This is a genomic window from Chloracidobacterium sp. (genome assembly GCA_016711345.1).
In the GTDB taxonomy this organism is placed as follows: Bacteria; Acidobacteriota; Blastocatellia; order Pyrinomonadales; family Pyrinomonadaceae; genus OLB17.
Map to the genome: position 1 here is coordinate 4135944 of JADJTD010000001.1, position 14201 is coordinate 4150144.

The 14201-nt window shown below is 47.9% G+C and carries 17 protein-coding genes, 1 tRNA gene and 2 pseudogenes; 14 read left to right on the forward strand and 6 right to left on the reverse strand.

Annotated elements, in window-relative coordinates:
* Positions 1-116 precede the first annotated feature (116 nt).
* From IPL32_17355 to IPL32_17375, 5 genes are read left to right on the forward strand one after another with little or no spacing between them, the layout of a single operon-like run.
* Complete coding sequence (locus IPL32_17355; GenBank protein MBK8467586.1) at positions 117-977, forward strand: hypothetical protein; 861 nt, start codon at positions 117-119, stop codon at positions 975-977.
* Positions 978-981: 4 nt separating this feature from the next.
* Positions 982-1671, forward strand: coding sequence for a hypothetical protein (locus IPL32_17360; GenBank protein ID MBK8467587.1), 690 nt, complete (start codon positions 982-984; stop codon positions 1669-1671).
* Between the two features lie 19 nt (positions 1672-1690).
* Positions 1691-2368, forward strand: a complete 678-nt coding sequence (locus IPL32_17365; GenBank protein ID MBK8467588.1) for a hypothetical protein — start codon at positions 1691-1693, stop codon at positions 2366-2368.
* The gene (locus IPL32_17370) at positions 2365-3267 is read left to right on the forward strand and encodes a ThiF family adenylyltransferase (protein ID MBK8467589.1); all 903 of its coding nucleotides are present in this window, start codon (positions 2365-2367) and stop codon (positions 3265-3267) included. Before IPL32_17365 ends, IPL32_17370 begins: the two co-directional genes overlap by 4 nt.
* A gap of 2 nt (positions 3268-3269) precedes the next feature.
* A complete protein-coding gene (locus IPL32_17375) occupies positions 3270-3578 on the forward strand; it encodes a DUF2958 domain-containing protein (GenBank protein MBK8467590.1) in 309 nt (102 codons plus the stop codon).
* An 89-nt stretch (positions 3579-3667) separates the two neighbouring features.
* Here IPL32_17375 and IPL32_17380 read toward each other — a convergent pair whose 3' ends face one another.
* Positions 3668-4951 carry an ATP-binding protein gene (locus tag IPL32_17380; protein MBK8467591.1) on the reverse strand — a complete coding sequence of 428 codons (1284 nt, stop codon included), beginning with the start codon at positions 4949-4951 and terminating at the stop codon, positions 3668-3670.
* 122 nt (positions 4952-5073) lie between these two features.
* Here IPL32_17380 and IPL32_17385 point away from each other — a divergent pair, with 122 nt between their 5' ends.
* The 9 genes from IPL32_17385 (at position 5074) to IPL32_17425 (ending at position 11607) form a co-directional block, all read left to right on the forward strand.
* Entirely contained in the window at positions 5074-5862 is a 789-nt protein-coding gene (locus IPL32_17385) for a hypothetical protein (protein ID MBK8467592.1), read from the forward strand.
* A gap of 398 nt (positions 5863-6260) precedes the next feature.
* The gene (locus IPL32_17390) at positions 6261-7292 is read left to right on the forward strand and encodes a hypothetical protein (protein ID MBK8467593.1); all 1032 of its coding nucleotides are present in this window, start codon (positions 6261-6263) and stop codon (positions 7290-7292) included.
* 98 nt (positions 7293-7390) lie between these two features.
* Positions 7391-7660 (forward strand): hypothetical protein, encoded by a 270-nt coding sequence (locus IPL32_17395; protein ID MBK8467594.1) that lies wholly within the window; start codon positions 7391-7393, stop codon positions 7658-7660.
* 77 nt (positions 7661-7737) lie between these two features.
* Positions 7738-8220 carry a hypothetical protein gene (locus IPL32_17400; GenBank protein MBK8467595.1) on the forward strand — a complete coding sequence of 161 codons (483 nt, stop codon included), beginning with the start codon at positions 7738-7740 and terminating at the stop codon, positions 8218-8220.
* Positions 8221-8304: 84 nt separating this feature from the next.
* A complete protein-coding gene (locus IPL32_17405) occupies positions 8305-8907 on the forward strand; it encodes a hypothetical protein (protein ID MBK8467596.1) in 603 nt (200 codons plus the stop codon).
* A complete protein-coding gene (locus tag IPL32_17410) occupies positions 8793-9884 on the forward strand; it encodes an AAA family ATPase (GenBank protein ID MBK8467597.1) in 1092 nt (363 codons plus the stop codon). The genes IPL32_17405 and IPL32_17410 overlap by 115 nt, the downstream gene beginning before the upstream one ends.
* A 13-nt stretch (positions 9885-9897) precedes the next feature.
* Complete coding sequence (locus tag IPL32_17415) at positions 9898-10296, forward strand: DUF1257 domain-containing protein (protein MBK8467598.1); 399 nt, start codon at positions 9898-9900, stop codon at positions 10294-10296.
* 514 nt (positions 10297-10810) lie between these two features.
* Positions 10811-11185: a 4Fe-4S cluster-binding domain-containing protein gene (locus IPL32_17420; GenBank protein ID MBK8467599.1), complete on the forward strand. Its 375-nt coding sequence runs from the start codon at positions 10811-10813 to the stop codon at positions 11183-11185.
* 140 nt (positions 11186-11325) lie between these two features.
* Positions 11326-11607 carry a hypothetical protein gene (locus IPL32_17425; protein ID MBK8467600.1) on the forward strand — a complete coding sequence of 94 codons (282 nt, stop codon included), beginning with the start codon at positions 11326-11328 and terminating at the stop codon, positions 11605-11607.
* A gap of 80 nt (positions 11608-11687) precedes the next feature.
* On the opposite strand, the gene IPL32_17430 is transcribed toward IPL32_17425, so the two are convergent.
* From IPL32_17430 to IPL32_17450, 5 genes and pseudogenes are all read right to left on the reverse strand, one after another.
* Positions 11688-11763: transfer RNA gene (locus tag IPL32_17430), tRNA-Lys, on the reverse strand.
* Between the two features lie 79 nt (positions 11764-11842).
* Positions 11843-13155 (reverse strand): annotated as a pseudogene (locus IPL32_17435) (adenylosuccinate synthase).
* A 9-nt stretch (positions 13156-13164) separates the two neighbouring features.
* Positions 13165-13446: a hypothetical protein gene (locus tag IPL32_17440; GenBank protein ID MBK8467601.1), complete on the reverse strand. Its 282-nt coding sequence runs from the start codon at positions 13444-13446 to the stop codon at positions 13165-13167.
* Positions 13447-13510: 64 nt separating this feature from the next.
* Complete coding sequence (locus IPL32_17445; GenBank protein ID MBK8467602.1) at positions 13511-13705, reverse strand: hypothetical protein; 195 nt, start codon at positions 13703-13705, stop codon at positions 13511-13513.
* Between the two features lie 83 nt (positions 13706-13788).
* Positions 13789-14019 (reverse strand): annotated as a pseudogene (locus IPL32_17450) (glycogen/starch synthase).
* Positions 14020-14201: the final 182 nt, after the last annotated feature.

Genomic DNA, 14201 nt, shown 5'->3' on the forward strand with positions numbered 1-14201 from the left:
CAGTTCTCAAGTATGGCCGGCATGAGATTGAAAATGTTCAGCGGCAACTTGCCGCGCTAATCAGCACACCGGCGTCGTCATCAGCTTATGTCCCGGTAGGATTCTAAATTAATGCTATGCAGTCCGCAGTCGTTGAGAAATGCGCCGCACATTCGCTCTTCGAGGGCAAACCTTTCGGCGAGAGACTTTATAACTCGATCGCATATCTGGATTTCAAATCGCGATCTGCCAACGCGGCGGCGGCGTGCGAGACAATCGAAAAAATTGTCGCGGGTCAGCAAAAGTACAAAATGTTTCAAGAAGTATTCCCTGAAGAATGGCATTCATCGCGTACCAGTTTATACAAGACCGGCAGTTACAAAAATTATAGCGAGCGGGCGAACGAGCTTTTCGAGCTTATCAATGAGAGGTGCTTTCCACTCTTTGGTGGCTGGAATGACGATCCTGATGCCGAATTCGAGAGATTCACGATATTTTCGATGAATTTCGATATCTGCTGCGATGAAATTTACTATGAAGACTCCCGCGTCAGCTATCTCGCCGGCTTGTTGTTTTACTTTCGAGACGAAGAACTTTGGGAATACTTTGCGGAAATGCACGGCGTAACCGCGGCTGATTTTCCACGAATAAAAAGCGATCCCCACGAAAGCCTCTGGACGGCCAAGAAAAGTCCCGAAAACGAGATTTATCTCGATCTGTTCAGGCTTGTCGATCATTCAACTGGAAACCCGTGGCTCGACACCACAAATTGCCAGGGGAGCGATTGGTTCTCTCTCGATAGAGAAACCATCGAATTGCTAACCGAGGCGTATAAGGATGCGAACAGGGTCTTCGAACAACTTCCAGAATTGGACGAACGAATCCAGGCTAATCCGCGCGAAACCTTGCTAGATCTGATCACGCTTTGGAACGAAGGAGATCTGGCCTTTCGGAAAAAACGCATCGGCTGGGTCGGTCGCAGTGAGGGCGGAAAATAGAAATATGGAACAGCGATTCGCCAGACCGCACGACGCATCCGCGGCCCTTTATTTTCTGCCGGGGCAATATCTTTTCAAACTTTTTGATGACGGCAAGGAAACGGCCAAGGCCCTTTCGAGCGAACAAGTTGCTATAGCGTTTCGCGATTTTCACACGGATACGGGTTGGCTCGATCGACGTGTGCTTCGATACCGCGAGGCTCCAGAGGGCAACGCCGTACTCTCGTATGAACCGGCGGGAGTTCGCGGCATCTTTGTGGAGCGCTATGACGGAGAAGTCCAAAGGTTAACGCTCGCCTTGCCAACACTCATCCTGCTTGGTAAAGGAAAGGACTACTTTTTATGGGCCACATCAGGACGCCGCGTGACGGCAAAAACAAAGCTGGCCGCTGCTCCACTGCCAAACATCGGCGCCGGTCTGCAAGGCAAAATATGCTTTGGAAAAAATGAAGTGCCCGAATCCAGGGCCGAGACACTCGACGCCGTTTGGAACTTGATCTTTAACACGCCGTTTAATCGCGACCAGGCAAATAGCAAATGTCATTCGGAGCCAGCGGATGTGCGGAAACTTCTGTTCCGAATCGCAAAAGACAAATCGAAGACATTTCCTGCCACTCAGCTTTTAACGTCGAGTACTACCGTGGGCGATGCCTGGTCGACGATCGTTGAAAACAAGCCTTACTACCGTTATTAAGGAATACGGATTCTAACCAATGACACAAACAAATGAATCACGGTGCACCCCGCTTACGCCAAGGAAATTTATAGATCACAAAATTGCTTCCCCGATTAAGGAAGAAATTTCCGCGATCCTTTATGAATACTTGATAGCTGGTAACGGGATTTTTATGCGGGCCGCTCGTAAGGAATTCAGCGCTTCCTTGCCGCTATGCACAAGATCAATCAAAGGATTGCCAGCAAGCGAGCCTGGAATCATCTGGCATAAGCCGCGTATCGGGCACTACCTTTGGCAGGAGATACTACGGGATGCCCGACGTAATAGCAGCTTTTCAGAATTCAAAGAGGATGTTTATGTCATCTACTGGCACAAATCCGAAGGAGCATGGCGTTGGAAAGCTGTCAGCCGGGAACGCCGTTGGGCGGCGACCATAGCAGACGATTCGCTCAAGGAATACGGCGAGGCCTGCATCGAATTGCATACGCACCCACCGGGTGCTATTCATTTCAGCCGTGTCGACGACCTCGACGAGAGTGGAAAGTTCCGCATTTTTGTGATCCTGATCGACATCCACGATACTCCTCAAATTCGTTTTCGCTGCGGTATATACGACCAGTTCTTTCAGATTCCGGCTGCCTGGGTCAGCGATATTCCCACCTGGCTTATCGACCTTAACGAGATCGATCTGGTAATCGAAAAACTATTCACATGAATATCGATCTTAGTTATTCACGGGCCGCATTAGTCCTGCCCAAAGAGCACAGTCATTTGAAGATAGTAATTATTGGGGCGGGCGGAACAGGTTCTTTCGCAGCCCAGGCGATCGCGCGGCTTGTTTTTGAGCTAAAGGAACTCGGCAAAAGCGTGGAGATGCTAATAGTTGATCCAGATCGTGTCGAACGAGGCAATATTCCGCGAAGCAACTTTTGTTCGGCCGAGATCGGCAAATTTAAGGCTCAGACACTTGCCGAACGAATTGCACTGGCTTGGAGCCTTCAGGTTTGCTACAGCAACGAGCACTTCGACAGCGAAAAACATTTAAAACAAGAGGCAAATACCTATCGGCAACTGACGGTTTTGGTTGGCTGTGTCGACAATCATCGTGCCCGATTAGATATTCACCGGGCGCTTGAAGAATCCGAAGGTTATCGTTCATCGGAAGCCGCCAATACTTGGTGGATCGATGGAGGCAACGGTAAGTTTTCCGGGCAGGTGCTGATCGGTTCCACAGCGAGGCAATTCGATATTGCGGACTGTTTTGTGGGTTCTACAATTTGCCGCAAGCTGCCAGCGCCGTCACTCGTTCACCCGGAACTGCTTCAGAATCAGGAATCAGGCATTGCCCGCCGAGCTACGGAACGTGTTTCCTGCCCTGATCTCGTAAGACTCGGCGAGCAGAGCCTTAACATCAATCAGCGAGTCGCCGTTGAGATCACGGAGATGCTGAGCTCTTTTTTACTAACCGGCTCACTAAGGAGATTTGCCTCCTATTTCGACCTGGAAAGCGGAGCAAGCCGCTCGCTATACTGCACGCCGGAACATATTGAGATGGCCGTCCAACTATCTAAGGCTCCAAAACCTGAAGCTGGAAAAAGCAGGTGCCCAAAATAAATATGAAAGAACTTCTTTCAGAAGAATTGAAAGCCCGACTGCCAAAACTATACGAGCAGGAAGGAGCCATTGATCCGATAGTACACGCGAAATTCTCTTTTCCGGCTAGCTGTTGGCTCTGGTTCGTAACGGAGGGCCAGACGACCGGAAGTGACTTTACCTTTTTCGGCTACGTCATCGGCTTTGAAGCAGAATGGGGATACTTCACGCTCGGTGAGCTTGAGCAAGTAAATGTGAACGGCTTTACTATTGAGCGAGACGATGACTTTGAACCTCAGACATTGAGCACTTGTTTGTCCGGTTCGATCTAGATAAAAGCACAAAAGGTAGCCGGGACCAAAATTTTGTGTTCCAACCCAAAGTCAGCGTAAAGCGTCTTGGAAAGTGTCTGCAATTGCATTCATAATCTTACTTCGGCCTGCATCAATGGAAAACTATTATTTGCACCAAGGTCAATGCGCTCAGCGGCAAGGTTAACATCCTTTATCGCCTGGTAGACTTCTGCCGAAGTTATATCATCGTTTGGACCTAGAATTAGTCGGTTCAGAAAAACGGTCTGTTTAGACACGATCACGTGAATTTCTGCCCTATTCCTCACATCTTCTAAGAAAAGGTCGACTTTTCCTTTCCTTAACTCTCTGATTGAATGAGCAATTTCCTTTTTAAGGCTCTCAAACAAATAAATTTTTGCTTCCGGCAAATCCTTAAAACTAATCGCCCTCCATATACTGTCTAGGTAAGTGATATAAGTATCCGCAATGAATCTGAGAGAGATCGAAAAGAAGATTCTCATTTCCTCATCTGACGTTGGTCTTTCCTTGATTTCGTAATAATTTAGGTGGTCATCAAGGATTGATTTGATACGACGAAGGTTTTCAATTAAAGGTACTCTTGAATTTGTGGCTTGTTCATACAGGTATTCCTCGTTTTCACGTTCGTTTTTGTCAATAATTTTGTATCCGGCACCATTCTTAATATATTTCCGGCCATCCGAGCTGTAAGTAATGCCTGAATCTGATTTGTAAATTCTAATGACAAAAAAGGCTTTCTCTTCTACACGAGAATAACCCCACCCAAACTCTATTTTCGGCTTATTCTTATCGAAACGTCGGAGCGCGGCCAGTGTATTTGTAATTAAAGTTGAATTACAATCAATGCCATCCAAGCTGATGTTGTCCCTACCGACGCCAAAAATGATGCATCCGCCGTCTTTATTGGCAAAAGCGCAAATCATCATCGCTAGGTCTTTTGGAGTAGCACTTTTGTCTTGAAATTCATGCGTAACTGCCCCCTGTTTGCCACGGAAAGCACTTAAGTCCTCCTTTTTACCCGTAAAAAGATCCATATACATATCCCAATAGCCATAGATCTTGCCACCGATTTCCTTTTTGACTTCATCCTTTTTAATTACGCCAGTTTCAACGAGCCAAGCCGCCGCCACAATTTCACGAGACTGCGTACTGCCCATCGCCGTCCCATTTTTGAATTTTCTGATGGTTCGCGCATCAAGTGATAATCCGGTATTGAATATTATTTTCTTGGCTATTTTTTCACACGCCAAATTATGCAAATCTTTGACAATTCGAGGATTCGAGTCATCGTTCTTGATAATCAATTCTGCCAAGTCTTGAATGAGCATTTGTAATGCCCGAAGAAGCCATTTTTTACGAGTTTCATCATCCATGCCGCTAAATCGTAACTGGTTTTCCAAGAATTTTCCAGAATAAATTTTTACCGCACAAACTTTCCAAATAATTGCTGTTGGAGTGAGCGACGATTATTTCTCGGAGGAAAATCAAACGTATCATGAAAAAACAAAATAAGCTCAACTATTACACTTCAATACCTAAAACACTTCAAGGACGGAAGGAAAAAGCAGAAGGTTATATTCTGGAATTGGAAAACCTAACCGAATTCAGGTGCGGAGACCGAAATCCTCATTTGCCGTGGCTGAAAAGCAAGAGGACCGTCAGCCGAAGGTTTTTCTTCAAATTTGTAAACTGGTGGTATTGGCTTTCGCGATATCAGCCTCAAACATTGTGGAAAATAATGTCTGCGTTTCCAGATCAAGGAGATCAGGCGGAAATATTTCCAAATGCAATTGAGGAATCAGGACTAAGAAAAAAGGGACATCAACCGCACTGGTGGCATTTAGAGCAGTTGGTCGAAAAACTCGGTGGCAGACTAAGGCCCGACCCTGAATCAGAAGCTATGCTAAAGGAATTCCTGCATCTGCTTGACTCAGCAACTCCTGCACAAGCAATTGGATATATGGCATCAATTGAGATGCCTGGGTTATTGATATCCGACTACTTTACAACCCTAATAACGAAGATCGGCAGGGCCGACATGATCGAATCTGATTTCTACACAAATGTGCATACCAGGGTGGAATTCGAACATGTTGTGAAATCTGCTGGATCGATGCTCTTGTGGATGCACGACAAAGAAAGACAAAAGAAATATCACTATAAACCCGTCGAAGTGGAAGCGGCCTTTCAACGTGGAATGCAGTTCTGGCAAACCTTTTGGGACACCGGTTTTGGCAAGCTAGGATTTGCTCAATCCGACACTTCACTCAACGTGATTCGCTGAAAGTCAAGTCGATAATTTTATTAGATCGTTGATCGTATTTCATTTTAAGCTACGATCAACGAGCCTTTTGAATTGAGCAATGCAACCAAGGCGTTTTCTAATTCGACGCTATTTCAATTTGGTAGGTAGCATCTTCCACGCTACAGCGCTTTATTCGGCGGTCCGACTATCAGCAAAAACAAGCGGGCCTAAATGTCAAGGTCACCGCTAATCCGCGCCGCGGATTGGCGGTTTTGTTTTTCTGGTAAGCCGGAGGCGCTATTCAGATTTGCAGACGAAGTCAATTCTGCAACAAAGCGAGCTGTCGTTGTCCTAGTCGGCGTTGCCAGCGACGCCGAAGCGGAAAATAAGCGGCGGACAGAGGATTGAAGAAGGATTCACATTCTCATTAGATCGCTATGGAAATTTATCAGGAAAACGCAACTGCGCAATCCGAGCTGAAAAGGCCATCCGACAATTTTGCCTCATCAATTCTCCAAAGCGTTTTAGGTGGAGAACACGCCGCCGCAGAAGGTCGGATTCTATCAGGTGTTCCACGAATTTCTGATAAGTCAGAGATTCCTGAAACATCTATTGACACAAAGAAGATGTTAGCCCGCCTTGAAAATCGAAAGGAAAAGGCATCAGTCGCCCTGGGGATCGCGGCAAATGAGGTTGAGACATTGCCGTTCGACCTTTCGGCTTTGGAGAGCGAGGGCATATTTCTGAATATCGATTGTCGGGGATTCGGAGCCCTCGTCAGGCAACTCGAATGGAAGACATTAGGCGTCAAACTGCCAGAACACGCGGCTGTGCGGGTCAGTCCTCCGCGCGCCGGACTGCTCCCAGACATATTCCGCAACAAGTTGATGCGTGGTCAGGCACAGGCTCACAATGCGTTGAATAAGTATGGCTTCAGGTTCACGCTCTGCGAGACCGTTTGGGGAACAAGCGAGTATAAATGGATTCCTTGGAACGCATTTGAACCTTTCGAGCAGGAATATAAACGTGCCTGCGAGACGCTTTCCACGGCAAAGGCAGAAGTACTCGAAAAATACGACGAGATTGTCGCGACCTTGATAGATAGCTTTCGTGAACTCGCTAATGACTCAGCCAATCGGTTTCAGGCAACGATGTCGGAGCCTTTTGAACGTCTGGAATTCATAGAGACAGTTGTCGCCAACGCAATCGGAATGATCCCAACCCGCGAAATGATACGCGACGGATTGATTATTACAATGAAGCCCAAGGTGATCGTTCTGGGTTCGGAAATAGTCGCCGAGCGGAATTTGAGCCGCGAGCTGGGCCTCAAAGCCGCCAAAGTGGATGCTGAATACAAGGCCGTTCAACTGGAAATCGATACCAACCGGCGAATAGAACAGATTAGGTTGATAGTGTCGAAGAGGAACTGCGGCGCGAGATCGAAGTCAAAGAACGGATCAGGACACTAAAGATCGAGACCGCCAGAAAAGAAGCAGAGGAAGCGGTTTCGCCGATTAAAGAGGGCTTCGCTCAGATCACAGCCAAAATTTGCGATGCGGCAAGCGAGATGGCCGAGAGGCTTCGCGATGCCCAGTTTGTTCCCGGCTCGCTTGCGAAAAGGGCCCGGCAGATGTGCGAGTGGTATCAATTGATGAATTTCACTGGCGATACGTCGCTTGAAGACGTACTGGCCAGACTGGAAGATGCCGCAGGCCGGGATGTAAAGCTGCGGTCTCCGGAAGAGATGCGCTCCGCGGTCAACGACGTGTTGCGAGCTACGACCGTCCATTCTAAACGACTGCTTGACGAAGACCGGCTTTCAGCTCTCGAGATCTAGTCCCTTCCTTCAATCGCGGTTTTAGTTCTAATGCCCAATATCTTACGCGGAAACATTCCCGGTAGGTAAATAACCGTATGGCAAATTTCGACCTAAGCAAATACATACCCGTTCATTCGCGCATAACGTCTTTCTATGAAAAATACCCTGATGGCCGGATCGTAACCGAACTGGTGTCACTAAACGAGGACAGCGGATTTGTTTGCATTAAGGCGAGTGCATTTCGGAGCCGTGACGATGCCGAACCGAGTGCAACGGGGCACGCTTTCGAGGTACGAGGTCAGGGATACGTGAATAACACATCCTTTATAGAAAATGGGGAGACAAGCTCGATCGGACGAGCCCTTGCCAATCTAGGATTCGCTATTGAAAACGGCATTGCATCCCGTGAAGAGATGCAGAAGGTGAACCGAATGACTGCTCAAGCAGCACAAAATGGTGGTAGTTCCGCACAGCCTAGACCACAGGACTTATCGCCTCCGCAATCTCAACAATCACAGGTTGCCCGTGCGGCTCACAACAACGTATTCCTCCAGCATCCCGAAGAACGACACTCGTAATATGGGTGAGAACAAACATTTCAAAGCCTGAACCTCGCGAAAATCCATGACAGAAAAGAAGCCGATGCCAAGAGCATCGAGAACTTGCTGCACGAACTCGACGTAAGAATTCGAGCACGCTACCCGCTGATCTCGATCAACACCTACGAAGAGGATCGTGTTCGCGACGCGCTGATCGATCTTGTATTCAAAGATCGCCACAAGGAAAAGCCGCTTTATTTTTGGAGTCGGCCCATTGGCCTGCAAAAGATCGCCGATCCTCAGGAGGGACTTCTCCAGAACCCGTCTTTAGTTGCCGACACAGAAGATCCGGAAAGTGTCCTCGGATTCATCGGTGAACAAAAAACAGGGATATTTCTTCTCTGTGACTATGCTCCTTATATTTCTCCTTACGGCCAGGAGGACCCGATGCTTGTCCGCCGTTTACGCGAAATCGCATGGAAGCTGAAATCGACAAAAGCAACGATCTTGTTTGTCGGTCCGAATTTTCCGGATTTGAAAACCCTTGAGAAAGAGGTAACGCAAATCGATCTTGAGCTTCCAAAGAAAGCGAGATCGAGGATTCGATCGAATTGCAGCTGGAAAATCTCAAATCGAGTGGTCTCGATATCGATCTCACAAAGGAAACGCAAACTTCCCTTCTGCAGGCCCTGCTTGGTCTTACGGCCGGAGAGATCAGCAACGTGATAGCCAAGGCTGTGATCAGCTGCAAGGGGCTCAATCACGAGTCGATAAACGTAATTCTTGAAGAAAAAAAGAATGTCATTCGCGGAAGCGGTTCACTGACATATGTCCACCCTGAACCGGTCAGCAATCTTGGCGGCTATAAGTCGCTACGGGCAATTCTGGAACGAGCTGCCTACACCTTCAGTCCGAAGGCCAGAGCGAGACACGTCGAGCCATGCAAAGGCATCTTGCTTGTCGGGTTGCCGGGCTGCGGCAAGGATCTATGCAAGCGAGTGGCTTCGAGTATCACAAATCGAGCTCTTCTCGATCTTGATTTCGGGTCGATCATGGGTGAAGGAGGCGGCGTGATCGGCTCTTCGGCCATGTCAATCAAAAGGGCACTTTCGATCGCCGGAGCTATCAAAGGGATCTTGGGTATCAGCGAGTTCGAAAAGGCGGTATCCGGAATGAAGTCGTCTAATAAAACCGACGGCGGAGAGACCGCCCGAACAATCTCATACCTGCTCAACTGGATGCAGGACAATCGCGATGTACTAGTGTTTGCGACCGCTAACGACGTTCGCGAACTTGAATCCGAGCAATTCCGTATCGGGCGGTTTTCCTATATTCACTTTGTAGATCTACCAACGCCGGAAGACAGGTTGGACATTTTCAAGGTTCACCTTGCAAAACGGGAACTGGATCCCGAGCATTTCGAAATGGATAAGCTCATCGATAAGAGTAAGGATTTCTCTGGAGCGGAGATCGAAGGTGCGGTAAAGGATGGAGTGCTGGAAGCATTTATCGACGGCGACCGCCCTGCTCAAACTAAGGATGTCCTAAAGTCCATCGACTCTATTACGCCAACGGCTCAGATGATGAGCGAAAAGATCGAAGAAATACGAAAATGGGCCCGCAATAATATAAAGGGATCTGGCGTTGGCAGCGGAGCCGCCGCTATTTCAGGGCCAAATAACGGCCGGGCGTACGAACTTTAAACGGGAGAAATAAATGAGCAAATATATGGCATTCGAAGCGGAGGCTTTCGCCAACGCTCCGCTTCTTATTGATGCGCTTAACGAGATCGGGTTTAAAGACGTAGTTCAGGGCGACTGTCTTTTGCTCCAGGGTTGGGATAAGCGGGATGCACGGACCGCAGATATCGTGATTCGCCGCTCCGACGTAAAGAATCACCGACTTTTGGGCGACATCGGCTTTCAAAAAACGCCAAAAGGATATGTAGCCGTGATCGATGATATGGATCTCAATTACAGTCTTGGCAAGGACTTTATAAAACGTCTGCAATCACAATATCATGAGGCCGCCGCTCGCAAAATGGCTACAAAGCTTGGCGGAACGCTCATTCGGGAGCATATCGGAAAGACCATCAAGATACGAGTCAAATTTTAGGAGACAAATAGTGTATGCCGGAAATCGAATTTACGATCAATACGGAAACGGGAGCCTGCGAAACCGAGATCAAGGGTATTCAGGGACCGGCTTGCGAACACGCAGCGCCATCTAAAACAAATTCTCGGCAATCCTTCAACTGATCGAAAAACCAAAGAGTACTATGTTAAGCCCCAACCCAAAAGCCGCATCAAAACAAATGAGTAAGGAACTCGTTTTATTCTTGAACCTGACGTAGGCCGCGTTACGCTGGAGTTTTCTCGATCACCGCCAGAGGTCGTAGATGAGCTGGAAAAGGTTTTGGGACCCCGTGCGAATATAAACTGCGCAAAGCCTGCTTCCTTCGATGAAAGCCATGCTTTGCACTCACGACAACTACCTCAAAACAGAGAGCGTGACGTAGGGCCGTTCACGATCTGGCTTTATCGCGTTTACCATAATTCGACCGTTGACGGGCCCGGCCGACGAAGTGTTGTTCAAGTTTCCGGATGCTCGATCCGCTGCCAGGGGTGTTATGTTCCCCCAAACCCACAAAACCGAGAATGGCATCGAGGTGCCAATCGCTTCGATAGTCGACGAGATACTCGCAAATCGAGCCGATCATGACGGCGTAACAATCCTAGGTGGTGAACCGTTTGATCAACCAGGGCAAGTCGCAGAGCTTGTCTACAGACTAAAGCGTTATGACCTTGATCTCACGATCTACACCGGCTACACGCTTGAAGCCTTAATTGATCGAAAAGATCCGAGAGTGGATTACATTCTTAGTCACACTGACCTGCTAATTGACGGCCCATTCATAAGGCGACTCAGCACGAATGCCGGTGAATACCGCGGCTCGCGAAATCAACGACTCATATTCCTCCCGATTGTTGGTGAGGCATCCTAGTGCTACGAAATTACGCCAAATGGTTCAACAAATCGCCAGCTCTAATTTCAGAAGCGTGCCTAAACAAGCACGACGTGTTTTAAGGAAATTGGCACAACATTTGCAAGGTTCTCTTATGACTGTGAGGTAAATAATACAATATGTCGAATGAATTAGTGGTAATGCCGAGAGATCAATTTGCGGAATTGCTCCGCGATGTTATTAATGAGGAAATTGAGGCCCAGATCGGCCCGCTAAAGGCTGTTATCGCGGTCAAGCAAAAGGATGCCTGCAAGGCTGCGGGTATTACTGACAACACTGCTAGAAATAAAACAAAACGGGGCGAGATCGAACCGCTTCAACGGGACGGATCCAGCCTGAACTACTTCGAACTCAAACATGTACCGGGACTAAAACCGCGTTCTAATCGAAGAAATAAATGAGGATTTTTCGACAAGATTGATAGTAACTTTGATAGAAACTAAAACGGCATCCTCTTGGATGCCGTTTTCCCTTGTAATAATGGTGATCCGAGCAGGACTCGAACCTGCGACCCAGTGGTTAAAAGCCACTTGCTCTACCGACTGAGCTATCGGACCACAAACGATAATTCTACAGTGCAAAATGTAAAATGCAAAATGTTCAACACTTTCTTCATTGAGCATTTCACAACCTGCATCATTTGAACCATCCTTCCATAACTGAATCTTTTAGGATTATTGTCTGATCGCGTTCGGGACCTGTAGAGATCAAGCCAATCTCGACACCAATCTGGGCAGAGAGAAATTCGACATAAGCCTTTGCTTTTGAAGGTAATTTATCAAATGCAGTAATGCCAAGCGTTTCGCTCATCCAGCCAGGTAAGGTTTCATAAACGGGTTTAATGAGACGAAGCTCGCTAGATACGGGCAGGAAAGGTGTCGATGCGTTCGCCATTGATCTCGTAGCCCACACAAACCTTGATCTCATCCAAAGCGTCAAGCACATCAAGTTTTGTAAGTGCAACCGAATCGAATCCGTTCAGTTCCGCAGCATAACGAGTCGCTACTGCATCAAACCAACCGCATCGACGCGGTCGCTTTGTAACCGAACCGTATTCACGGCCGCGTTGGCGAATCAGATTCGCCATGTCCTCTTCAGATTCGACCATCTCGGTTGGGAATGGCCCTTCGCCCACTCGTGTAGCGTATGTACGTACAATGCCGAGAACTCCGGTGATATGATGCGGCGGTATGCCGGCACCGACCGACGCTCCGCCGGCTGTCGGATTTGACGAAGTCACATACGGATACGTGCCATGATCGACATCCAGCAATGTCGCCTGAGCACCCTCAAGCAATATTTTTTTCTTCGATTTTCGGGCTTCGGCAAGAAAATGCGAGGTTTCGCAAACTGAAAGGTCTTAAGCGTTCAACAAGCGGCGAGATCTCCTCGAGTATTTCATCCGCACGAAGCGGCTGTTGTCCAAAAAGGACAATAATGCGATTTGCTTCTTCGAGGTTGCGTTCGATCCGAAGTTTTAGCAACTCCGGCGACATCGCGTCGGCAGCACGAATCGCCGCCGTCCTGCTTTGTCTTCGTATGCGGGACCGATGCCACGTAAGGTCGTGCCAATCTTCTCATTGCCAAGCTGCTTCTTCCGATGTGTGATCCAACGCACGGTGATACGGCATTATCAGATGAGCTCGGCTCGAAACCTTGAGCCGGTCAGGCGTGACTGAAATTCCCTTTTCGGCGATCTGATCGACCTCTTCGAAAAATGCCTTCGGGTCGATGACCATGCCATTGCCGAGCACGCACGTTTTGTCTTCGTGAATAATGCCAGACGGCAAAAGCCTTAAAACAAAGGCGTTATCGCCTACATAAACGCTATGCCCCGCATTGTGTCCTCCTTGATAACGAGACACGATATCAAACCGGTCCGCCAGCAGATCGACAACCTTTCCTTTTCCCTCATCGCCCCACTGGGCCCCGATTATTACAATTATCATCCGTTATTCTCAATTGCGAAGTGTCCAATCGTATAGTTCAACATAATTTCTCGCTGCATTTTCCCATGAGTTATCAACCGACATTCCGTTACGTTGGATCTTTGCCCAAGTCGTTTTGTCTTCGTACGCAAAGCGAGCCTCGTATATTTTCTCAATTAGTTTATCTGCTCGGTACTCCGAAAATTTAAATCCGTTTCCGGTCCCGCTCACGGCATCAAAATTCTGCACAGTATCATCCAAGCCGCCGACCGCCCGAACTATCGGCACAGTCCCGTATCTTAACGAATACATTTGGTTTCAATCCGCAAGGCTCAAACTTCGACGGCATAAGTGAACATATCCGCGCCGGCTTCGATTAAATGTGCCAAGCTTCATTGTAACCGATATAGACGCCGACACGCGAAGGTGCATAATCACGCAGGGTCTGTAGAAACTTTTCCGAATCTTTTTCGCCTGACCCAAGAGCAATAAAGTATCCGCCTGCGGCGAGAATGTCGCCAGCACCCTGTTTTATTAATTCGACTCCTTTCTGTGATGTAAGGCGTAACACCAGCAAAAATGGGGGAGGTCGAGTTCAATGGGCAACTGAAATTGCTCTAATAGAGCGCGTTTACCTCTTTTTTACCGCTTAAGTCATTTATTGAAAAAATGCGTCGGCAGTTCCAAGTCTGTTTCAGGGTTCCAAACCTCGTAATCGACGCCGTTTGTAATTCCGATCAGACGGTTTGCCCGCTGGCGTGTAAGCCAGTCTAGCCCATAACCAAATTCGCCGGTCTGGATCTCATAACCATAACGTTTTGAGACTGAAGAAATCGTATCAGAAACTTCAAGTCCTGCCTTTATTGCAGAAGCACAACCATTGAAACTAAACTAGCTTACCTAAAAGTCAGAAGTAAAGCCTAATGCAGGTAATTCGCCCAGTCCAAAGCCGCCCTGATAGGCCATATTTGTATGGAAAATGCTGAAGTTCGCGTTCCCTGCCAATACTGTTCGTAACGACGTCTTGACGCGATCTCTACAGCTGCAAAACCACAATGCCAGTCGTT

Excerpts from the sequence above, each read along its gene's own strand:
- IPL32_17355 (MBK8467586.1), top strand. The coding sequence starts at position 117 with ATGCAGTCCGCAGTCGTTGAGAAATGCGCCGCACATTCGCTCTTCGAG.
- IPL32_17360 (MBK8467587.1), top strand. The coding sequence starts at position 982 with ATGGAACAGCGATTCGCCAGACCGCACGACGCATCCGCGGCCCTTTAT.
- IPL32_17365 (MBK8467588.1), top strand. The coding sequence starts at position 1,691 with ATGACACAAACAAATGAATCACGGTGCACCCCGCTTACGCCAAGGAAA.
- IPL32_17370 (MBK8467589.1), top strand. The coding sequence starts at position 2,365 with ATGAATATCGATCTTAGTTATTCACGGGCCGCATTAGTCCTGCCCAAA.
- IPL32_17375 (MBK8467590.1), top strand. The coding sequence starts at position 3,270 with ATGAAAGAACTTCTTTCAGAAGAATTGAAAGCCCGACTGCCAAAACTA.
- IPL32_17380 (MBK8467591.1), bottom strand. The coding sequence starts at position 4,951 with ATGGATGATGAAACTCGTAAAAAATGGCTTCTTCGGGCATTACAAATG.
- IPL32_17385 (MBK8467592.1), top strand. The coding sequence starts at position 5,074 with ATGAAAAAACAAAATAAGCTCAACTATTACACTTCAATACCTAAAACA.
- IPL32_17390 (MBK8467593.1), top strand. The coding sequence starts at position 6,261 with ATGGAAATTTATCAGGAAAACGCAACTGCGCAATCCGAGCTGAAAAGG.
- IPL32_17395 (MBK8467594.1), top strand. The coding sequence starts at position 7,391 with ATGGCCGAGAGGCTTCGCGATGCCCAGTTTGTTCCCGGCTCGCTTGCG.
- IPL32_17400 (MBK8467595.1), top strand. The coding sequence starts at position 7,738 with ATGGCAAATTTCGACCTAAGCAAATACATACCCGTTCATTCGCGCATA.
- IPL32_17415 (MBK8467598.1), top strand. The coding sequence starts at position 9,898 with ATGAGCAAATATATGGCATTCGAAGCGGAGGCTTTCGCCAACGCTCCG.
- IPL32_17420 (MBK8467599.1), top strand. The coding sequence starts at position 10,811 with ATGTTCCCCCAAACCCACAAAACCGAGAATGGCATCGAGGTGCCAATC.
- IPL32_17425 (MBK8467600.1), top strand. The coding sequence starts at position 11,326 with ATGTCGAATGAATTAGTGGTAATGCCGAGAGATCAATTTGCGGAATTG.
- IPL32_17440 (MBK8467601.1), bottom strand. The coding sequence starts at position 13,446 with ATGTATTCGTTAAGATACGGGACTGTGCCGATAGTTCGGGCGGTCGGC.